21 protein-coding genes are annotated in these 19362 nt (G+C 58.5%); 7 read left to right on the forward strand and 14 right to left on the reverse strand.

Translation table 11 applies throughout. From position 1 onward, the window contains the following. The first annotated feature begins 67 nt into the window (after positions 1-67). Positions 68-712, forward strand: a complete 645-nt coding sequence (locus PH562_RS02200) for an MBL fold metallo-hydrolase (protein WP_285171237.1) — start codon at positions 68-70, stop codon at positions 710-712. 8 nt (positions 713-720) lie between these two features. Here the strand turns inward: PH562_RS02200 and PH562_RS02205 are convergent, their stop codons facing one another. The 5 genes from PH562_RS02205 to PH562_RS02225 all read right to left on the reverse strand — a co-directional run bounded on the left by PH562_RS02205 (position 721) and on the right by PH562_RS02225 (position 5028). Further along, positions 721-1269, reverse strand: coding sequence for an AAA family ATPase (locus tag PH562_RS02205; protein WP_285171238.1), 549 nt, complete (start codon positions 1267-1269; stop codon positions 721-723). Between the two features lie 311 nt (positions 1270-1580). Further along, positions 1581-2018 (reverse strand): BA14K family protein, encoded by a 438-nt coding sequence (locus tag PH562_RS02210; protein WP_285171239.1) that lies wholly within the window; start codon positions 2016-2018, stop codon positions 1581-1583. A gap of 148 nt (positions 2019-2166) precedes the next feature. Beyond that, on the reverse strand, positions 2167-2382 hold the full coding sequence (locus PH562_RS02215; RefSeq protein WP_004116423.1) for a cold-shock protein: 216 nt from the start codon (positions 2380-2382) through the stop codon (positions 2167-2169). Positions 2383-2879: 497 nt separating this feature from the next. Next, positions 2880-3770, reverse strand: coding sequence for a DMT family transporter (locus tag PH562_RS02220; RefSeq protein ID WP_113230307.1), 891 nt, complete (start codon positions 3768-3770; stop codon positions 2880-2882). A gap of 97 nt (positions 3771-3867) precedes the next feature. Then, positions 3868-5028, reverse strand: coding sequence for a PQQ-dependent sugar dehydrogenase (locus tag PH562_RS02225; protein WP_285171240.1), 1161 nt, complete (start codon positions 5026-5028; stop codon positions 3868-3870). Between the two features lie 517 nt (positions 5029-5545). On the opposite strand from PH562_RS02225, the gene PH562_RS02230 reads away from it, so the two are divergent. After that, on the forward strand, positions 5546-6748 hold the full coding sequence (locus PH562_RS02230; RefSeq protein WP_113230308.1) for a pyridoxal phosphate-dependent aminotransferase: 1203 nt from the start codon (positions 5546-5548) through the stop codon (positions 6746-6748). A 142-nt stretch (positions 6749-6890) separates the two neighbouring features. Here PH562_RS02230 and PH562_RS02235 read toward each other — a convergent pair whose 3' ends face one another. Then, on the reverse strand, positions 6891-7898 hold the full coding sequence (locus tag PH562_RS02235; RefSeq protein ID WP_483315312.1) for a calcium:cation antiporter: 1008 nt from the start codon (positions 7896-7898) through the stop codon (positions 6891-6893). A gap of 324 nt (positions 7899-8222) precedes the next feature. On the opposite strand from PH562_RS02235, the gene PH562_RS02240 reads away from it, so the two are divergent. Beyond that, on the forward strand, positions 8223-8504 hold the full coding sequence (locus PH562_RS02240; RefSeq protein ID WP_092711617.1) for a DUF2188 domain-containing protein: 282 nt from the start codon (positions 8223-8225) through the stop codon (positions 8502-8504). On the opposite strand, the gene PH562_RS02245 is transcribed toward PH562_RS02240, so the two are convergent. Further along, a complete protein-coding gene (locus PH562_RS02245) occupies positions 8501-9016 on the reverse strand; it encodes a GrpB family protein (protein WP_285171542.1) in 516 nt (171 codons plus the stop codon). The two genes, PH562_RS02240 and PH562_RS02245, sit on opposite strands and share 4 nt — an antisense overlap. A gap of 2 nt (positions 9017-9018) precedes the next feature. After that, positions 9019-9933: a LysR family transcriptional regulator gene (locus tag PH562_RS02250; protein WP_285171243.1), complete on the reverse strand. Its 915-nt coding sequence runs from the start codon at positions 9931-9933 to the stop codon at positions 9019-9021. A 92-nt stretch (positions 9934-10025) separates the two neighbouring features. Between PH562_RS02250 and PH562_RS02255 the strand changes: the two genes are divergently transcribed. After that, positions 10026-11003, forward strand: a complete 978-nt coding sequence (locus tag PH562_RS02255; protein ID WP_285171244.1) for an SDR family oxidoreductase — start codon at positions 10026-10028, stop codon at positions 11001-11003. Positions 11004-11104: 101 nt separating this feature from the next. On the opposite strand, the gene PH562_RS02260 is transcribed toward PH562_RS02255, so the two are convergent. From PH562_RS02260 to trxB, 4 genes are all read right to left on the reverse strand, one after another. Beyond that, on the reverse strand, positions 11105-12217 hold the full coding sequence (locus PH562_RS02260; protein ID WP_285171245.1) for an alkene reductase: 1113 nt from the start codon (positions 12215-12217) through the stop codon (positions 11105-11107). Between the two features lie 132 nt (positions 12218-12349). After that, positions 12350-12643 carry an ArsR/SmtB family transcription factor gene (locus tag PH562_RS02265; RefSeq protein WP_112344094.1) on the reverse strand — a complete coding sequence of 98 codons (294 nt, stop codon included), beginning with the start codon at positions 12641-12643 and terminating at the stop codon, positions 12350-12352. Between the two features lie 564 nt (positions 12644-13207). Further along, on the reverse strand, positions 13208-14104 hold the full coding sequence (locus PH562_RS02270) for a LysR family transcriptional regulator VtlR (protein WP_113230315.1): 897 nt from the start codon (positions 14102-14104) through the stop codon (positions 13208-13210). Positions 14105-14127: 23 nt separating this feature from the next. After that, positions 14128-15102: a thioredoxin-disulfide reductase gene (trxB, locus tag PH562_RS02275; protein ID WP_285171246.1), complete on the reverse strand. Its 975-nt coding sequence runs from the start codon at positions 15100-15102 to the stop codon at positions 14128-14130. 236 nt (positions 15103-15338) lie between these two features. On the opposite strand from trxB, the gene PH562_RS02280 reads away from it, so the two are divergent. The 3 genes from PH562_RS02280 to PH562_RS02290 are packed head-to-tail and all read left to right on the forward strand — an operon-like array spanning position 15339 to position 17687. Beyond that, complete coding sequence (locus PH562_RS02280) at positions 15339-15806, forward strand: Lrp/AsnC family transcriptional regulator (protein ID WP_015340578.1); 468 nt, start codon at positions 15339-15341, stop codon at positions 15804-15806. Between the two features lie 3 nt (positions 15807-15809). Then, positions 15810-16718 carry a glycosyl transferase gene (locus PH562_RS02285; RefSeq protein ID WP_285171247.1) on the forward strand — a complete coding sequence of 303 codons (909 nt, stop codon included), beginning with the start codon at positions 15810-15812 and terminating at the stop codon, positions 16716-16718. 45 nt (positions 16719-16763) lie between these two features. After that, on the forward strand, positions 16764-17687 hold the full coding sequence (locus PH562_RS02290; protein WP_285171248.1) for a glycosyltransferase family 92 protein: 924 nt from the start codon (positions 16764-16766) through the stop codon (positions 17685-17687). Between the two features lie 9 nt (positions 17688-17696). Here the strand turns inward: PH562_RS02290 and PH562_RS02295 are convergent, their stop codons facing one another. Then, positions 17697-18776 carry a glycosyltransferase family 4 protein gene (locus PH562_RS02295; protein WP_285171249.1) on the reverse strand — a complete coding sequence of 360 codons (1080 nt, stop codon included), beginning with the start codon at positions 18774-18776 and terminating at the stop codon, positions 17697-17699. A gap of 6 nt (positions 18777-18782) precedes the next feature. Further along, a complete protein-coding gene (gene greA / locus PH562_RS02300) occupies positions 18783-19259 on the reverse strand; it encodes a transcription elongation factor GreA (RefSeq protein WP_113230320.1) in 477 nt (158 codons plus the stop codon). Positions 19260-19362: the final 103 nt, after the last annotated feature.

Below are 19362 nucleotides of genomic sequence, written 5' to 3' on the forward strand. Positions count from 1 at the left end.
GGGGGCTGCTTTGTCTGATGTTTGCCTTTATACCGGCAGCACGACGATCAAACAGACGAGGCGCTCCATGGGCATGCTCCAAGCCGGCATTATTCCGGTGACCCCTTTCGAACAGAACTGCACGATCCTGTTCGATCCGGAGACGAAGGAGGGCGTGGTGGTCGATCCGGGTGGCGATGTCGATATCATTCTGCAGACGGTGCGCGAGAACGGCATTACCCTGAAGGCCATCTGGCTGACGCACGGCCATATCGATCATGCCGGTGGTGCCGACGAGGTGCGCGAAAAGCTCGGCATCGAGGTGATCGGCCCGCATGAGGATGATCGCTTCCTGCTCGAGGATATCGAAGCCAAAGCCAAGATGTTCAACATCAGCGGCGTGCGCAACGTCACGCCGGACCGCTTCCTGAAGGAGGGTGACAAGGTCTCCTTCGGCGAGCATGAATTCGAGGTTTTCCATTGCCCGGGCCATGCGCCGGGCCATGTCATCTATGTCAACCGGAAGCAGGGCTTTGCCCATCTCGGCGACGTGCTGTTCAACGGCTCGATCGGCAGAACCGATCTGCCCGGCGGCAATCACCAGCAGCTTTTAGAATCGATCCGCGACAAAGTCTTTCCGCTGGGCGATGAAGTCGGCTTCATCTGTGGTCACGGGCCGGGGAGCCGGATCGGCGACGAGCGTCGCGCCAATCCCTTTTTGCGCGGGCTGTAGGCAAAGCGTTATTGGCGGGCCTTTTGCCCCGCGTTCTCGCGGCATCTGGAAAGAATATCGTCGACAACGCTTGCGAGCGGGGCGGTCGCGTCGATGCTTGTCGCATTCTTCGGAATGTCCTCCTGCGTCGCGTGCAATCGCACGATGACCTCTCGCTCGGCAGGCTTGCCGCCAAACTCATCTTCCGGCCTGGCGGCAAGCCGGCGATTCAGCGTTTCCAGATCGAGGTCGAGTAGGAAGACCCCATCGAACAGATCGATAAAGCGATGGAAATTCCTGGAACCGCCGCAGAAGAAGGTGGTCGGATGGCTTCGATCGGCGACAAGGGATTTGACTTTGTCGAGATTCCAAAGGTGATGCCTGTGCCCGAAGGTCACATCCAGGGTGTGCGGCTCATTGGCAGAGTCATCCAGAGGTTCGCCCGTCCCCGGATCACCCTTGTACGCCAATTCGCGGTCACCGTGGATAACATGATGGCCGCGCCGCTGCAGCTCCGTGGCGACTGCAGTCTTGCCGGCGCCAGAAACGCCTTCGATCAAATAGTTCCTGACGCCCATTCTCCAACCTCGGGAAAGCTTCCTCGCGCGGCCAACGGCTATACGCCTAAATGCCAGTGTGACCATGGCAGGACATTATCACACAGTATTTGGATGAGAGCTCCCGCGCGATGGGGCCGGAGCTCTTATCGGAGACGTTGTATCCAGGCGGGAGGCGTGGCGCGTCGTTCAGCGAGCGAGAGGCGGTCACGCTGTCGCAAATCCAGGCGGAAAGACGAACGCTTCCCGATGGGACCTATTCCGTATCAATCAGGCGCCGCTCGAAAGCGGCACCGTGGTTCCTCGCATTTTCGTTCGGGGCACGGCTGAAATTAGTCGGTCGTGCAGAAATGGCGCATGCCGTCAAAGCCGACATAGGTGCCGGTGCGGCCATCGAAGCTTCTGTAGCGGTCGTAGCAATAACGCATCCATGCGGATGACCAGGGACGCAGACCGTATGCCGGCGCTGGCGCATAATAGCTGACGTCGCGCTCGACATAGACGCGGCGCGGTGCTGGTCGATAGTAGTAGCCAGGAGGAGGCGCGTCGTAGCCCGGGTCGACATAAGCCGGGGACGGTTCGACGTACCGCGGCTGGCTGGCGATGGCGGAGCCGACGATCAGGCCAGTTGCAAGCCCGGCAGCACCCAGCGCCCAACCATCACGGTTATGATGGTGCCAATATTCGTCGGCGGACGCGGCGCTCATGGAAGTGATCGTCAATGCCGCTGCGACGGCGGACATGACGAGCGTTTTGCCGAGTATGGTCATTGGCCTATCCTCTAACGGAAGCGGGACAAAAGTCATTCCCGCTCTTTCATGGGAGGCAAATTATACGTGGCAAACTGAATGCAGACTGAATGACAAAACCCGGCATTGCTGCCGGGCCTCAACTCGAATTTGAAAGCCGTAAGGTGTCTTAGCCAGCAATCTGCAGATTGACGGCCTTCGGTCCCTTGCCGCGGCGATCCGGTTCCGTGTCGAAGCTTACCTTCTGGTTTTCCGACAATCCTGCCAGACCAGAAGCCTGAACTGCAGAAATGTGTACAAAGATGTCTGCGCCACCCTTGTCCGGTTTGATGAAACCGAAGCCCTTATCGGTATTGAAAAACTTTACAGTGCCAGTCTCGGCCATGCCTCAGGTCCTTTTCTCTCTGCCCACCATCCACACGGGCAGCATTACTTTAGTTGCCCTTGCGGGCGCTTGCAGGCAGTTCTCGAAATTTGAAGGAAAAGGTCCCCGTAACTCGGCATGATCTCAATGCGATGTTTGCCACCCGCTTCTCGACCAGGCTGACCGGAATATTAGCGTTTCCGGCTCGCAATTCTATTAGGACTTCCCATGCTCTAAAAATGCCCGAACACTATTGAGAGTGCTGTGTTTATGGGAAATTGGCAAGCAAAAGTTTTTTAACGTGGCACAACCGCTACAATACCGTAACGCGAATATGTTAGGGCGATTCGCAAATTTTCCCACTTTGAAACAAGTTTCTAAGGGTTTTGCATCGCTCGCGATATAGTATTGGCGAAATTTCCCCAAATTCGCTGGTGTGAACGGCCATTTTCGAGCGCCCGAAAAATTTTGGCGAGGCATGCCGTCAAGCGGCTAAAAGCGCGCATTTTCGGCGTTTTTTATGCCGTGGCGTCGCGTCGGCGAGTCAATTCCGGCACCAATTCCACGGCCAGCATCGCCGCAAACATCAAAGCGCAGCCGGCATAGCCGAGCGGGCCGATGGTCTCGCCGAGCAGCAAGGCGCCGAGCGAAGCCCCGAACAGCGCTTCCGAAGATAGGAAGATCGCCGCCTGCGGCGCGGTCGTATAACGCTGGCCAATGATCTGCAGCGCGAAAGCCAGGCCCGAGGAAAAGATGCCGACATAAAGGATCTCGCCGAGTGCGGCGCTTATATCGGCGATGCTGATTGGTTCGATGACGGCGGCAACCGCGAGAGCGAGAACGGCAGTGACGGCAAATTGCACGGCGGAAATACCAAGCGGGCGTCCGGTTTCGTTGACGGCCGAGCCGGCAAGCGTGATTTGCGCAGCCCAGAAGAGCGCGCAGATTACGGTCAGGAAATCGCCGACGGTAAGGCGCGAGAAGGAGCCGCCCGAGAGCAGGTAGATGCCGCAAAGCGCCATCAATGCCGCTGGCCAGATGACCCAATGCGGCGAGCGGCGCAGGAAGATAACAGCGATCAGCGGAACGAAGACCACATAAAGGCCGGTGATGAAGCTGGAATTCGTAACCGTCGTCGTCAGCAGGCCAAGCTGCTGCGTTGCCGCTCCGCCGAAAAGAGCGAGGCCGATCAACAAAAAGGAGAGCCAGTTGCGCGACGTCAGCGGCTTCGTGGCCTTTCTGTTTTCCATCCACACGAAAGGCAGGACGACCATGGTGGCCACGGCAAATCTGAGGCCGATGAACCAGAACGGTCCGATCGCCTTCATCGCTGTCGATTGCGCAACGAAACCGCCGCCCCAGATCGCGGCGGCAAGCAACAACAACAAATTCGCCTGTATGCGAGACATCTGTATCCTGCGGGAAGGGGAGGAAGAATGAGGCGATCGTTAGCAGCTGCTTTTGCTCGCGGCAAGGCCGAAAGCTGCCCGGAGCGGAGCGCTGAGCCTAGCTCGCGGCTCTCGAAATCCTCAGAAGCGCACCGTTGTCTTCATCGGTCGTGACCAGCAGCGCGCCATCTGGCGCGACCGTAATATCACGTAAGCGCCCGAATTCGCCGTCAAACATACGTTCCTGTTCGGTGATCTTGCCTTTGCCATCCTGGCTCAACCGTGAGAGCAGCTCGAACTTCAGTGCCGTGACGAGGAAATCGCCGTTCCATTCAGGAAACATCTTGCCGTGGTAGACGACAATGGCGCCCGGGGCGATCGATGGATCCCAATAGAAACGGGGCTGCTCCATACCGGGCTTTGCCGTGCCGATGCCGATCTTCGTGCCGTTGTAATTGACGCCGTAGGAAATAACTGGCCAACCATAGTTCTTGCCAGCTTCGGGCGTGTTGATCTCATCGCCGCCTCGGGCGCCGTGCTCTGCAGTGTAGAGCCTGTTCGTCTGGCTGTCGAAAGTGATGCCCTGTGGGTTGCGATGGCCCTTCGACCAGATTTCCGGCAGAGCGCTTTTGCCGTCCGTGAACGGATTGTCGGCGGGAATGCTGCCATCGGCTTCGATATGGATAATGGAGCCGGCATCGTCCTGAAAATCCTGGGCGCGGTCCTGTTGACCACGGTCGCCGAGGCTGACGAAGAGGCTGCCGTCGCGGGCAATCGCAATGCGCGACCCATACTGGATATTGCCGCGCGACAGCTTGTTCATCAGGAAGATACGCTTCACATCGGTCAGCCGAGTTTCGTCCGGCGATAGTCTGGCGCGAAAGACGGCCGTGCCGCTTCCGCCATCGCCTGCCACGGAAGCCGTGAAATAGAGAGTGCGGTTGCTTGGGAATTTCGGATCAAGGGCGACATCGAGCAGGCCACCCTGGCCGCGCGCATAGACCTCTGGCACGCCGGAAATCGGGGCCAAGGCTTTCCCATCGCGGACAAGACGCATACGGCCGGGCCGCTCGGTCACGAGGTAAGCGCCATCTGGTAGCACTTCCACCGCCCAGGGGTGCTCGAGCCCTGTCGCTATCTTCTCGACTTTGACATCAACCTTTTGCGTCTTGATGGTCTGTGCCGGCGCGGCGAGCACCGGTGTTCCCGCGAGCAGGGCACAGACCATCAAAGCGATCGTAAATCCGCTTCTGCCTGATCCTGTTTTGGCCCTGTGCATCCGTTCGACCTCCCCAAGAGTCTTGTTTTCGCAAGGTGGGGCCGTTCGACTGCCGTTCAAGGCTGGTTGTGGAACCGATAACGTCTTTGTGTTCTCGCTTCCGGCTGAAAGAAGCTTTTCGGGTCTTCCGAACCCGCGTGTAGGCGAGGTATTTCCCGCGTAAGGAGGTGTGCAGCTTGCCTTCTGAGAATCGGATATTCATGAAGTATTTGATCTCTATTGGAAATTTTCGCCGTCTTCAGAATCCGATTCAGGTGCTTCGCGTGATGATTCAAGTTCAGAGGGGCTACGGTGCCCGGCTACGCTTGATCTGTCCTCGGCGAAAGCGGCGCCTGGTCTCGTGGGCAGGCTTCTAGCCGGGTAAGAAAAGCTAGCGTGCGGAGCCCGGAAAGCCATGAAATAAAGCCACTGTGACGCCTTTGTGCTTGAAACGTCGGTCCATATTCGACATAGAGCTTAGCGCAGAAATCTGGTCCACAGGCTTTCTGCCATTTTCAACCGAATAGGACCGATCACCATGGCCTTTCTTGCCGACGCTCTTTCCCGTGTAAAGCCTTCTGCCACCATCGCCGTTTCCCAGAAAGCGCGCGAGCTGAAAGCAAAAGGACGCGACGTGATCGGCCTCGGCGCCGGTGAGCCGGATTTCGATACGCCCGATAATATCAAGACGGCGGCCATCGACGCGATCAACCGCGGCGAGACGAAGTACACGCCGGTCGCCGGCATCCCGGAACTGCGCAAGGCGATCGCCGCCAAGTTCAAGCGCGAGAACAATCTGGACTATGCTCCCGAGCAGACCATCGTCGGCACCGGCGGCAAGCAGATCCTGTTCAACGCGTTCATGGCGACGCTGAACCCGGGCGACGAAGTCATCATCCCGACCCCTTACTGGGTTTCCTACCCGGAAATGGTGGCGCTGTGCGGCGGTACGCCGGTTTTCGTCGCGACCACGCAGGCCAACAGCTTCAAGCTCCAGCCTGCCGATCTTGAAAAGGCGATCACGCCGAAGACCAAGTGGTTCATGTTCAACTCGCCGTCCAACCCGTCGGGCGCTGCCTATTCGCATGCCGAACTGAAGGCGCTGACGGACGTGCTGGTCAAGCATCCGCATGTCTGGATCCTGACCGACGACATGTACGAGCACCTGACCTATGGCGATTTCAAATTCGCCACCCCGGTCGAAGTCGAGCCGAGCCTCTATGACCGCACGCTGACGATGAACGGCGTGTCGAAAGCCTATGCCATGACCGGCTGGCGTATCGGCTATGCCGCCGGCCCGCTGCAGCTCATCAAGGCGATGGATATGATCCAGGGTCAGCAGACTTCTGGCGCGACCTCGATCGCCCAGTGGGCTGCAGTCGAAGCGCTGAACGGTCCGCAGGACTTCATTCCGCGCAACAAGAAGATCTTCGAAGGTCGCCGCGATCTCGTCGTATCGATGCTGAACCAGGCGAAGGGCATTTCGTGCCCGGTTCCGGAAGGTGCCTTCTACGTCTATCCGTCCTGCGCCGGCCTAATCGGCAAGACGGCTCCGACCGGCAAGGTCATCGAGACGGATGAGGATTTCGTCTCCGAGCTGCTGGAATCGGAAGGTGTTGCCGTTGTCCACGGTTCGGCTTTCGGCCTCGGGCCGAACTTCCGCATCTCCTATGCGACCTCGGAAGAGCTGCTCGAGGAAGCTTGCCGCCGCATCCAGCGCTTCTGCGGCGCCTGCAAGTAAGCGGCCAGCGATAGCTTACATGGAAAGCCCGCCAGAGATGGCGGGCTTTTTCGTATTCAGGCTGACGGTTTCGGCTTCATTAAATGATTCAAGCGCTTCGCAATTTGAATCCGCCTGGCGGCGCAAGTCCTTGAAATCGGAATTAAAGACCGAGCGCCGTCAGCATGATGAAAGTCGCGAAGAGAATGAAATGGGTCATGCCCTCGATGGCGTTGGTTTCGCCGTCGTTGAGGTTGATGGCGGCGACGATCAGGGTGATCATCACCATGACCGTCTGCACCGGCGACATGGCCATGATGAAGGGCTGGCCGGTATAGAGCGCGATCGCCTCCATGACCGGCACCGTCAGGATGACTGTCGAGAGCGAAGCGCCAAGGGCGATGTTGACCGTCGCCTGCATGCGGTTTCTGAGGGCTGCGCGCAGCGCCGTCAGAATTTCCGGCGCGGCCGAGATGGCGGCAACGACGATCGCGGCGATGGCGGGCGGAGCGCCGGTGCCCTTGAGGCCGGTGTCCATGAAGGCTGACATAAACTCCGCCAAAGCACCGATCAGCACGACGCCGATCAGGATTGTCACGATCGAAGTTGCCGTGGATTCCTCTTCATGATGCTCTTCAGCCTCCCCAGCTGCGAGCTTCTTTTCCGTGCGCGGATAGCTGTAGCTGAAGAAATAGCTATGCCGGCCGACCTGCATGCGCAGGAACAGCGCATAGAGAGCGATCATTGCAACGATGGTGAAGGCGGAATAATAGTGCCATTTCGCATCCGGTATGAATTCCGGCACGATCATCGAAATGCCCATGGCAGTCAGGATCATCACGCCATAGGTCCGGCTGGAATCGTCATTATAGGGCTGTTCGCCGTGTTTCAGGCCGCCGAGCAGGGCGGCTAGGCCGAGGATGCCGTTGATATCGAGCATGACGGCGGCATAGATCGTGTCGCGCACCAGCGTCGGCGAGCTCTCGCCGCTCATCATGATGGCGAGGATGATGACCTCGACGGCAACGGCCGAAAGAGTGAGGATCATCGTGCCGTAGGGGTCGCCGACCTTGACGGCGAGCGTCTCGGCATGATGGGCGACGCGCATGGAGGCCAGTACGATCGTCGCGATCAATGCCGCTGCTGCGATCATTGATGCGCCCTGGCCCATTTCCAGAATGGAATGTTCGCCGACATAGGCGCCAACGGCAATTATCAATGCTACCAGCAGGCTTCTTTCCTGCTTAAACCACTTCGCTAAGATCACTTTCCCACCTTTGCGCCGATTCACGGTTGCACTCTAAAGCAAGGAGTTCGCACATCAAGCTTGCAAGGAAGAGGGCGAAATTTGCAGTTAACGCGGTTTAATGGAATACTGCGCGAATAGGTCTGCCCAACCACAATGCAGCGGCATCCTCGAAACCGTCTCAGATGCACGCGATTCTGCCGGCAACGTCCGGTTTGAAGGTCTTGGCAGATGAGAAGGAGGGTCTGAATGGTCAAGGTCGTTTACGAAATCGTGCCGCATGACGGTGGATGGGCTTATCGCTTCCGTGACGTTTATTCGGAAGCGTTTCCAACACATTCCGAGGCCGTGGAGGCCGCCAGGATCGTGGCGGCGGAACAGCAAATCGGGGGAGATTCAGCCGAAATCAGCTGGCAGGACGAGAGCGGCAAGTGGCATGAGGAATATGCCGACGGCGGTGACCGCCCGGAAACGGAAGTTATCGACGGCCAGATGCATTTTCCGCCGGTCGATACTGCCCCTGGCGCCTAGATCTGCCGCTGACCGGCTGCCTTCTCGATAATCGCGTCGACGAAGTGACGTTTCTCGGCGGTGTAGCGATCGCCATCATGTCGATGCATTTCGGCGAGCTCCAATTTCAGCGTGGCGTAGGCTGCCGCTTCTGCAGGATGTGCCCGAAGATAATCGCGAAAGATCACCCTGCGCTCATGGGTCCGGTTGTTCGGCGGGCAGAGATAAATTCGTTCCGGCGGTCTGCCGTCGCGTCGCATGAAGGCCCAAACATCATCATCATAGCGATTGCCGCGGGGTTCGTAATTTTGCTTGAGAAGAATCTGCGTTGCAGCAGGCACGTCGGCTGCGCCGCGCAGGATGACGTCGATATCGATGAGCGGTTTTGCTGCGATTCCGGGAATGGATGTGCTTCCGATATGTTCGATCGTCATGACACAGGGCGCCAGCAATCGTTCGAGCTTTTCGCGGATGCGCTCGAAATCCCCTGGCCATCGCGGGTCGTATGGCACCAGTTCCACCGCCGTTCCCATGGTCAAGATCCGTTCTTCACGTTGTTTTCCTTAATGTAATCGAGCAAACCCATCACCAGGGCATCGAATGTCACCCGGCAGCGTGGCGACGTCTTCAGATTTTCATGCATGACGATCCAGGTGTCGATCTCGACCTCGATCTCCGGCAACAGCTGGACGAGGGCTGGGTCGCGGCCTGCCAGGGGAATTTGAAGGAAGCCGATGCCGATGCCGGCGCGCAGGGCGTTATGCAGAGCAATGCTGTGATCGGAGCGAAAGCTGAAAGAGACGCCTTCGAGCATCGGATAACGCTTCGTCATCATGCGTATATAGGCTGTCTGGCGATCGAAGCCGATGAGTTTGTGCCGACGCAGTTCCTCCAGAGTTTCGGGCTTGCCATACCGCTCGATATAGCTGCGATGGGCGAAGAGGCCGAGTGAGATGATGCCGATATGCCGGGCAAGCAGTGCTTCTTGCGCCGGCGCGACCATGCGTACGGCAATATCGGCCTCGCGCTGCAGCAGATCTTCCACCGTATCGGAGGCTGAAAGCTCCACGATCAGATCCGGAAATCCTGCCTGCAGCTTGGCAAGGATCGGTGGCAGCACTTCGGCGCCGATGACCTCGCTCGCGCTGATGCGTACCGTGCCGCTGACCTTATCCTTCGAGGCGGAGGCTGCGCGCAACAGTGCGGCGGTCGTGCTCGCCAAAGTCTCGGCATAGGGTTTCAGAACGAGGGCGGTATCGGTGGGTAGCAGCCCCTGTTGCGAACGCGTGAACAGCTCCGCGCCGACCGATTGCTCCAAGGCAAGGATGTGACGGCCGACCGTCGGCTGTGTCAGGCCGAGTTCGCGCGCAGCAGCCGAGAGTGAGCCGTGCTCCAGCACGGCAAGAAAGGTGCGATAGAAATCCCAGCTTGGCTCAGCGACTCGAGTCATACATTTATGTATATCATCTGCAGATTTTTCGGCAATTTCGTTTATCATCGATACCAAGCATAGTCAGGCCATCGAAACCGATGGAGATGACGATGAGCAACAATAAGGAAAGCACGAAGACCGCCCTGATACTCGGCGCGACCGGCGGCATCGGCGGTGCCGTCGCGGAAGGGCTTGCCCTTCGCGGCTGGCGCATTCGGGCGCTGAACCGCAATGCGGCCGAGGCGGCTCGTCGCCAGCCGGAATTCGACTGGTTCCAGGGCGATGCCATGCAGGCGGATGATGTTCTGAAGGCGGCGCAAGGCGCGGATGTCATCGTGCATGCTGTCAACCCGCCCGGCTACCGCAATTGGGGCAAGGTCGTCCTGCCTATGCTCGACAATACCATTGCCGCCGCCAAGGCGGTCGGTGCACGGATCGTGCTGCCAGGTACGGTCTATAATTTCGGTCCCGATGTTTTCCCGATTGTCACGGAAGAGAGCGCCCAACGGCCGAAGACCCGCAAGGGGGCCATCCGCGTGCAGATGGAGCGACGTCTGAAGGCTGCGGCGGAGCAGGGCGATACCCCTGTCATCATCGTTCGCGCCGGCGATTTCTTCGGGGGTGCGCGCGCCAACAGCTGGTTTTCTCAAGCCATGGTGACGCCAGGTAAACTGATCACTTCGATGACCTATCCGGGCAAACGCGGCGTCGGCCATCAATGGGCCTATCTGCCCGATGTTGCTGAAACCATGATCCGGCTGATCGAGAAAGGCGACCAGCTGCCGGCCTTCGCCGCCTATCATATGCGCGGTCATTGGGATGGAGACGGCAGGCAGATGATCGAGGCCGTCCAGCGCGTCGTTGGTCACAGGGTGAAGGTAAAATCATTTCCCTGGTGGATCGTGCCGCTAGCCTCTCCCTTCGTGACATTCATGCGGGAGCTGCGCGAAATGAGCTATCTCTGGGACGTGCCGCTGCAAATGCGGAACGACAAGCTGGTGTCCGTGCTCGGCGAAGAGCCGCATACGCCGATCGATGAGGCGGTAAGGGCAAGCCTTGTATCGATCGGTTGCCTGCAAACTGCGTGAATGGCTCGTTTCACCCGCCTCAGAAGCCGATATGGAGAGCCCCCGCAACATGGGTTGCGAGGGCTCTTTGTCGAAAGCGCAATCTGGCTGGGAAGCCCTAATCAGGCTGCTTCTTCGAGCGTCGGGTAGTCGGCATAGCCCTTGGCGCCGCCGCCATAGAGCGTTGCCTGGTCCCATTGGGCGAGCTGTGCGTTTTCCTTCAGGCGACGGACAAGATCCGGATTCGAAATGAACGGCTTGCCGAAGGCAACGACATCGGCCTTGCCGCTGTCTACAGCCTCGATCGCCATTTCGCGGGTATAGGCATTGTTGAGCATCCAGCCTGCCTTACCGCCTGCAGCCTTATAGGCCGCATGGAGAGCGTCGTAGTCGAAGGGCAGGAAGTCGCGCTTGCCGCCGGTCTGGCCTTCGACGACATGGATATAAGCAAGGCCGTATTTCGCCAGGCCTTCGACGACCTGGGTGAAGAGCTGCTGCGGAGCCGGGTCGCTGGCATCGCCAGACGGCGTGACGGGCGAAATGCGGATCGCGGTGCGGCCCGCGCCCACTTCCTTGGAGACCGCATCGACCACTTCGAACAGAAAGCGGGTGCGGTTCTCGATCGAGCCGCCATACTGGTCTGTACGGTCATTGATATCGCCGCGCAGGAACTGGTCGATCAGATAGCCGTTGGCGCCATGGATCTCGACGCCATCGAAACCGGCATCGATCGCAGCGCGGGCGGCCTTGCGGTAATCCTCGATGATGCCCGGGATTTCCGAGGTTTCGAGCGCACGCGGCTCCGAGACGTCGGTAAAGCCGCCGGTGCCGTCGCCGTTGACCAGATAGGTCTTTGAATTTTCAGCGCGCCTGGAGGTCGAGGAGACCGGCTTGCCGCCATTCGGCTGCAGGGTTGTATGGGAGATACGGCCGACATGCCACATCTGCACGACGATCTTGCCGCCATTGGCGTGCACGGCGTCCGTCACCTTCTTCCAGCCATCGAGCGCTTCCTTGCTGTAAAGGCCGGGAACGTTGGCATAGCCCTGGCCCTGATGGGTGATTGCCGTTGCTTCGGTGATGATCAGGCCCGCGGTGGCGCGTTGGGCATAATATTTGACGTTCAGATCGTTCGGCACGGCGTTCGGCGAACGGTTGCGCGTCAGGGGTGCCATGACAATGCGGTTGGCGATGGAAATATCGCCGAGCTTCGTCGGTTCGAATAATTTGGTCATGGGGTAGTCCTTTCTATGAGGGGGAGAAGAAGAGAGGAGGAGGAGATCAGGAAGAGGTAGGTGCCTCTTCTTTTTCGGTCGCGCCGATGGCGAAGGAATTGAGTGCGAGCAGGGGGAGTGCAAGGCGCATCTTCACAACTCCTTTTGCATGGCTTCGAGGAATTCGGCGATTGTTTCCTCGTTGCGTTTATAGAAAATCCACTGGCCAAGTCGTCGCGTCGTCACCAGTCCAGCGCGATGCAACGTGCCGAGATGCGCCGAGACTGTCGATTGCGACAGGCCGCAGCGCTCGAACTGGCTGGCGCAGACGCCAAGCTCCAGCGGATGTTCCTGGGTCGGGAAATGTGTTTCCGGATCTTTCAGATGATTGAGGATTTCGAGCCGGGCCGGATTGGCCAAGGCCTTCAATATCTCGTTCTTGTCCATGGCGTTCACCGCATGAATATCGAATAATTACGATTTATGTATCGACGGTTTTCGATATATCAAGGGCGACGCTGAATATTATTTTTGGCAGAACTGCCGACGTGCGTGCTTAGAAATTGGGCAAAAAAAGAGGGCCACCGGTATGAACCAGGGCCCTTATAGGTGTGAAGGTCAAAACCTCCAGAGGGGAACAGCCAATGCGGTGGAACTGGGAGGAAAAGCCACCATGTGCATCAGCTGAGTGCGTTATGATGCTAATTTGTGCAGTGCGCAATGCTTTTTTGTGCATGGCAGTTATGCGTTTGCTACGTCGGCGGCAAAAAGGCAAAAAAAAGGGCCTCCGGAGTGATCCAGGGCCCTATAGGTATGAAGGTCAAAAACCTCCAGAGGGGAACAGCCAATGCGGTGGAACTGGGAGGAAAAGCCACCGTGTGCATCAGCTATGTGCGATATGGTAGTTAAATGTGCAGGCTTCAACTCTCATTTGTGCATATCAGCTATGCGTCATATGCGTAGCTGGTATGCTGGCCGTAAAAAGAGTTCGTTATCAGTGACTTACCTTCGTCAGAAATTCCAGTTGCGCGCTTTCGCGACGATAAAATCACGAAAAACCTTGAGCTTAGCCGCATTCTTCATTTCGTCTGGATAGCAGAAATAGGTGTCGAAGGACGGCACGTCCGCGTTGATCGCGAGTTGAATGAGTCCCGGGTCGCGGCCGACGATATAATCGGGCAGTACCGCGATGCCGATGCCAAGCAGGCAGGCACGCTTGATCGACGTCTGGCTGTTGATCTGCAGATGCGGAATGCGCTTGTTGTCGGATGAGCGACCGGCAATCTCCAGCCAGTTGACATCAAGTAGGTAGTTCGGTGCCGGCTCGCCGAAGCTGATGATGCGATGTTCGTCCAAATCCTCAACCGACTGCGGCTCGCCGTAGCGGTTGATATAGGAGGGGGCGGCATAGACGTGCATGTGCACGGTGAAGAGCTTGCGCTGGATCAGATCCGATTGTTGCGGCTGGCGCAGACGGATGGCGCAATCGGCGTGACGCATGTTCACGTCCAGCTCCTCATTGTCGAGGATGAGCTGGATCGACATATCGGGATAAAGCTGCAGGAATTCCTGGATCTTGTCGGTGAGCCAGCCCTGGCCGAGGCCGACGGTCGTCGTCACACGCAGCTTGCCGCTCGGCTTGTCGGTCGTCTCGGTCAATTGCATCTTGACAGTTTCGAGCTTCAGCAGAACGTCATGAGCCGTGCGATAAAGCAGCTCGCCCTGTTCCGTCAGGATGAGGCCCCGCGCATGGCGATGGAAGAGTTTGATGCCGACATCCTGCTCGAGAGCGCTGACCTGGCGGCTGATGGCAGATTGGGACAAATGCAACTTATCCGCCGCATGCGTGAACGAACCCGCTTCGGCAGCCGCGTGAAAGATACGCAGCTTGTCCCAGTCCAATGGCATGCCGTTTCCCCTCATCGGCTGCATCACTCCGCAGCCACGGCGACGGGCATGTGCCCGGTCAAATAGCGTTCCGCCTCAAGTGCGGCCATGCAGCCCATTCCTGCTGCCGTGATCGCCTGCCGGAACGTATCGTCGGTCACATCACCGGCGGCATAGATGCCTTCGACGTTTGTCGCGGTCGAATCCGGTGCGGTCCAGAGATAACCGTTGTCCTTGAGCTTCAATTTGCCTTTGAAGAGCTCGGTCGCCGGCGCATGGCCGATGGCAACGAAGATGCCGTCGATCGGCATTTCCGTGACGGCGCCGGTACGCGTATCACGCAGGCGTGCGCCGGTGACGGACGGCGACATCGGCGGCTTGGCCGGCGTGCCGGTGATCTCGGCAACCTCGGTATTCCAGAGTATCCTCACGTTTGCCTTGGCGAACAGACGCTCCTGCAGGATCTTTTCCGAGCGGAAGGTATCGCGGCGATGCACCACTGTTACCGATTTGGCGATATTGGAGAGATAGAGTGCTTCCTCGACAGCGCTGTTGCCGCCGCCGACCACGATCACATCCTTGTTGCGATAGAAGAAGCCGTCGCAGGTGGCGCAGGCGGAGACACCAAAGCCCTGGAAATGCTGCTCGCTCTCGATACCCAGCCATTTCGCCTTGGCGCCGGTGGCAATGATAAGCGTATCGGCGGTCCAGACCTGGCCGCTGTCGGTATGGGCGACGAAAGGACGCTTGCTGGTATCGACTTCGGTCACGAGGTCGTTGACGATCTCGGCGCCGACATGTTGTGCCTGCTGAAGCATCTGCTCCATCAGCCATGGGCCCTGGATAGGATCGGCAAAGCCCGGATAGTTCTCGACATCAGTCGTGATCATCAGCTGGCCGCCCTGTTCGAGACCGGCGATCAGAACGGGCTGCAGCATCGCGCGCGCGGCATAAACCGCTGCGGTGTAACCGGCTGGGCCGGAACCGATGATGAGCACCTTCGTGTGGCGGGCAGGCATAGTCAGTCCTTTCAATTCGGCGATTGCGAAAGCGCGGCTTCAAGCGCGCAAAACAGGCGATTTCGCGATCCGCGCTCCATTTATGATTGCCTTATGCATTTATTCAAGGGCAGCCTTGCATTACACACAGAGCAAATCTGCTTTGTGTAAGAATCAACTACGCGAGAGAAACTTTCTTGCGTATTTTCCCGCCTTATATAGAAGCTGGCGAGGGGGAATTAAAGAAAGGCAAAAAAGTGCTTCGCGCTGAGCTCGATGCCATCGATATCAAGATTCTGCGGGAACTCCAGCGGGACGGACGCATGACCAACGTCGAACTCGCGGACAGGGTCGGCATTTCGGCGCCTCCGTGCCTGCGCCGCGTGCGCAAGCTGGAAGAGGCCGGCGTCATCGAAGGCTATCACGCCATGCTGAACAGCCCGAAACTGGGCTTCGATCTCGTGGCTTTCTGCATGGTCGGTCTCAAGCATCAGTCAGAAGCGAACCTCAAGGCTTTTGCCAGCGCAACTTCGGCGTGGCCGCTCGTTCGGCAGGCATGGATGGTGTCCGGCGACAGTGATTTCCTGCTGCACTGCGTTGCGGAAAATCTCACCCGTTTCCAGGACTTCGTCATCGAAGTTCTGACGGCGAATGAACATGTCGACACCGTGCGCACTATGCTGACCATCCGGCAAGTCAAGAAGCTCGGCCTAGTGGAGCTCTAGGCGATGGCGGATCGCCCCTGGCATCGGTCGCTGATCAAGTCTGGCGTGCGCCTTTTCCTGGGCGGCTCGCGGGCTCATGTGCAGGACTGGTTTCCGGGGCTCAGCATCGTCCGCAGCCAGAATGTCAGCGAGGTACTTTACCGCGGCGTCAAGGTCGCGAGCCTTGCGGGCATGGATCGTCTGCGCGAACGCTGCGGCGACGCGATCTACATCGTCGGGTCAGGCCCATCGATTCGCGATAACGATCTGAGCGGCCTGGAATTCCGCAGCGCCATTCTTTTGAATGGTGCTATCCGCTTGTCAGGCGACACAATCTCCGAGCCTTTGGCAATTGCAGTCGAGGATGAGCGTTTTGTCTGGCGGCATCTTGATATGCTGCGCGAGAAGGTGGCTCCCGGTTCGCTTTGCCTGTTTTCCGTGGCGGTGCTGCGTGCGCTCTGCGAGATCGACAAAAGTTGGCTGGCGGACAAGACGATCATCCTGATCGACGATATCCGCAAGCCCTATGGCGCGCGCCGGCGCTCCCTCGACGATCTCAAAAAACTGCAATATGTGCGATTGGATGCTGAGGGTTCGGCAGGTTTTTCGCTTTCGCCTGATCGCGGGGTCTTTCTGGGCGGATCCGTTGCCGTCTCGGCCCTGCAATTCGCTCTTTACTGCGCAAAGCATCAAGTCGGCTTTCTGGGGATTGATATCTCCAACGCCGGCGAGCCCCGCTTTTATGAGACCGCCGGCGATACCGCTTTTTCCGGCATCGCGCGCGCTGAAGCCCGCATCATCGAGCATCTCGTACTTGCACGGCAGATCGCAGCCGAGCGCGGTGTCGCTTTCGTCAACTATTCCCGCGTTTCGGCGCTGCTCAAATATGATTTTGGTTACAACGACAGGTTTGCGTTGAAGCCGCAGACGTGATCTTGCCGGAGCCGGCGAGCCTGCTGTGAAATTAGGGTCGATGGAATGAAGCTTATACGCTGGCTGAAACCGAAGGCGTCCGACGCCAAGAAGCTATCCATCGATCCGCCCGAGCCAAGGGCAGGGCGCCATGGCATCGCCATTGCCGCCTGTGTGAAGAACGAGGCTCGTTACATCGAGGAATGGGTGCGCTTCCACCGGGCGGTCGGCATTCGCCATTTCTATATCTATGACAACGGCTCGACGGATGAGACCTGCTCGTTTCTTCGAAATCTGCTCTCTGAAGATGCGTTGACGATTATTCCCTGGGCCGGGCGCATGCGCGACGCGGCGACGTCGGTGGTGCTGAACGGTCAGGTCATCACCTTCGCGCATGCCATCCTGAATTTCGGCGGTGATTACCGCTGGATGGCGTTTATCGATGTCGACGAGTTCCTGCTGCCAAAGGAGGCCGCGACGGTCGAGCAGGCGTTGGAGGCCGTCGGCGATTTCCCGAATGTCTCGTTGCCCTGGCATATGTTTGCGACCAGCGGCCATGAGACGCCGCCCGATGGGCCGTTGACGCTGAACTATACGCAACGTGGCGCCGATCCAATGACGACGAAGGAAAACGTCAGCAATTTCAAGTGTATCGTCGACCCATGTGAAGTAACCGAAGTCAGTGTGCACCAGTTCCGGACGCGGACTTACGGCGATCTGACGGCCAACGACGCGGGCAAGCGGTTTACCCGGCGTGCGCGGAAGTCCCCCGAGTTCTATTCGAACCGTTTTCTGCAGCTGAACCACTATTATACGAAATCCCGGCAGGAGCTAATGGAGAAGCTGGCGCGGGGATGGACCTATGACAGCAGTGCGACGAAATATCGGGACAAGGTCCTTTCCATCGTCAAAAGCATCGAAGAGGACATGGTGGAGGATCGTTCGATGATCAATCTCATCGAGCGCAAGCGCATCGATCTCGGCCGCTGATTGATCCGCTCACTTATTGGCGACGAGCAGCCGCTTGTAGACGTCGCCGATGGCGGTCGCTTCCTTTTCTAGGGCGAATTCGCTGCGCACATGGCGCACGGCATTTTCTCCTTGGCGAAGGGTTTCCTCCGGATTGGCCAGATAGAAGGCGATCGCTCTGGTGAGAGCCTCGCCATCGCCCGCAGATACCACAGCCCCGGTTTCGCCCGGCACGATCATTTCGGCATAGGCGCCGGCATCCGAGGCGACGACGGCTGTGCAGGACGCCATGGCTTCCAGCGGTGTCAAGCCGAAACCCTCGTTGCGGGAAGGGGCGACATAGAGGGTGGCGCGGCGATACCAGGGCTTGATATCGTCGACTTCGCCCATGAAGCGGATCCGATCGGTGAGACCTGCATCCGCCACCATCTTTTCCAGCTGCTCGCTGAAGCCGCGATGCTCTGATGTCACGCGGCCGCAGACGACGGCGGTCCAGTCCGGATAGCGCGGTAGGAGCTCGATCATCGCCTTGACGAAGAGATCCGTGCCCTTCTGATGCCGGACACGGCCGAAGCAGCCGATCAGATAGGTGCCGGGCAGGCCGGTTGCGGCCATGCGGTCATCAGGCCTCTCCGGCGGATGGAAGCTGTTGAGATCAACGCCGTGCTGGATGACTGTGTGCGGCACTTCAAGGAAGCTGCCGGAGCGGGTGCTGGTGGCGATCACAGCATCCATGCGGCGGATCAGCCAGCGTGTATAGCCGGTGTGGCGGCGCTGGGCGGCCGAGGTAAAGACGAGCTTGAGGGGCATGCGCAGAACGGAGCGCAGCAGCAAGCCCACCAGCATTTCGTTGTTGCGGCGGGCATGCCAAATGCGGACACGATAGCGGCGCGGCTTCATCCAGAGACCGGGCAGGCGGAGCCAACCGAGCCTTGGCAGGTTCTCCGGCAGGCCGGGGCCGAGTGTGGCGATGTGATAGCCGAGCTCCACCTGCTTGGGGATCAGTTGCACGATCGTAGACGTAACGCCGGAAAGCCGGCGTTTGAAATTCGTTGCTATGATTTCGATCTCGCGGAGATCGGTCGCATGCGCTGTCTCACGATCGCGCACGGGCGATCAGCCCCAGGAGACGGAGAGGATTTCGTAAGCCTTGGCGCCACCGGGTGCATTGACCTCGATGGAATCGCCGACTTCCTTGCCGATCAGGGCGCGGGCGATCGGGGAGGAGATGGAGATGCGGCCTGCCTTCACATCGGCTTCCTGGTCGCCGACGATCTGGTAAATCTTCTCTTCTTCCGTATCTTCGTCGACGAGCTTGACCTTGGCGCCGAACTTGATCTTCGAGCCGGACATCTTGGTGAGATCGATGACTTCTGCGCGTGCCGTCAGGTCTTCGAGTTCGCTGATGCGGCCTTCATTGTGGCTCTGGGCTTCCTTGGCTGCATGGTACTCGGCATTTTCGGAGAGATCGCCGTGGGCGCGCGCTTCTGCAATTGCCTCGATGATTCGCGGGCGCTCTTCCTGCTGACGCCAGCGCAGTTCTTCCTGCAGCTTGACGAACCCGTTCTGTGTCATCGGTACCTTTTCAACCATTTTTCTTGTCCTTCACTCCCTGTGTTGCTCTGCTGCAGACACAAAAGAAAACAGGTCCCGAAGGGGTACTTCGGAACCATCCAGAGCCGTTATTCTGTCACCT

Source organism: Rhizobium centroccidentale, assembly GCF_030182565.1.
Taxonomy (GTDB): Bacteria; Pseudomonadota; Alphaproteobacteria; order Rhizobiales; family Rhizobiaceae; genus Rhizobium.

Coding starts and splice junctions, on each gene's coding strand:
- trxB (WP_285171246.1), bottom strand. CDS start 15,102: ATGCCTGCCCGCCACACGAAGGTGCTCATCATCGGTTCCGGCCCAGCC.
- greA (WP_113230320.1), bottom strand. CDS start 19,259: ATGGTTGAAAAGGTACCGATGACACAGAACGGGTTCGTCAAGCTGCAG.
- PH562_RS02235 (WP_483315312.1), bottom strand. CDS start 7,898: ATGGGCCAGGGCGCATCAATGATCGCAGCAGCGGCATTGATCGCGACG.
- PH562_RS02225 (WP_285171240.1), bottom strand. CDS start 5,028: ATGCACAGGGCCAAAACAGGATCAGGCAGAAGCGGATTTACGATCGCT.
- PH562_RS02215 (WP_004116423.1), bottom strand. CDS start 2,382: ATGGCCGAGACTGGCACTGTAAAGTTTTTCAATACCGATAAGGGCTTC.
- PH562_RS02205 (WP_285171238.1), bottom strand. CDS start 1,269: ATGGGCGTCAGGAACTATTTGATCGAAGGCGTTTCTGGCGCCGGCAAG.
- PH562_RS02270 (WP_113230315.1), bottom strand. CDS start 14,104: ATGCCATTGGACTGGGACAAGCTGCGTATCTTTCACGCGGCTGCCGAA.
- PH562_RS02255 (WP_285171244.1), top strand. CDS start 10,026: ATGAGCAACAATAAGGAAAGCACGAAGACCGCCCTGATACTCGGCGCG.
- PH562_RS02200 (WP_285171237.1), top strand. CDS start 68: ATGGGCATGCTCCAAGCCGGCATTATTCCGGTGACCCCTTTCGAACAG.
- PH562_RS02240 (WP_092711617.1), top strand. CDS start 8,223: ATGGTCAAGGTCGTTTACGAAATCGTGCCGCATGACGGTGGATGGGCT.
- PH562_RS02285 (WP_285171247.1), top strand. CDS start 15,810: ATGGCGGATCGCCCCTGGCATCGGTCGCTGATCAAGTCTGGCGTGCGC.
- PH562_RS02265 (WP_112344094.1), bottom strand. CDS start 12,643: ATGGACAAGAACGAGATATTGAAGGCCTTGGCCAATCCGGCCCGGCTC.
- PH562_RS02250 (WP_285171243.1), bottom strand. CDS start 9,933: ATGACTCGAGTCGCTGAGCCAAGCTGGGATTTCTATCGCACCTTTCTT.
- PH562_RS02290 (WP_285171248.1), top strand. CDS start 16,764: ATGAAGCTTATACGCTGGCTGAAACCGAAGGCGTCCGACGCCAAGAAG.
- PH562_RS02260 (WP_285171245.1), bottom strand. CDS start 12,217: ATGACCAAATTATTCGAACCGACGAAGCTCGGCGATATTTCCATCGCC.
- PH562_RS02245 (WP_285171542.1), bottom strand. CDS start 9,016: ATGGGAACGGCGGTGGAACTGGTGCCATACGACCCGCGATGGCCAGGG.
- PH562_RS02230 (WP_113230308.1), top strand. CDS start 5,546: ATGGCCTTTCTTGCCGACGCTCTTTCCCGTGTAAAGCCTTCTGCCACC.
- PH562_RS02210 (WP_285171239.1), bottom strand. CDS start 2,018: ATGACCATACTCGGCAAAACGCTCGTCATGTCCGCCGTCGCAGCGGCA.
- PH562_RS02220 (WP_113230307.1), bottom strand. CDS start 3,770: ATGTCTCGCATACAGGCGAATTTGTTGTTGTTGCTTGCCGCCGCGATC.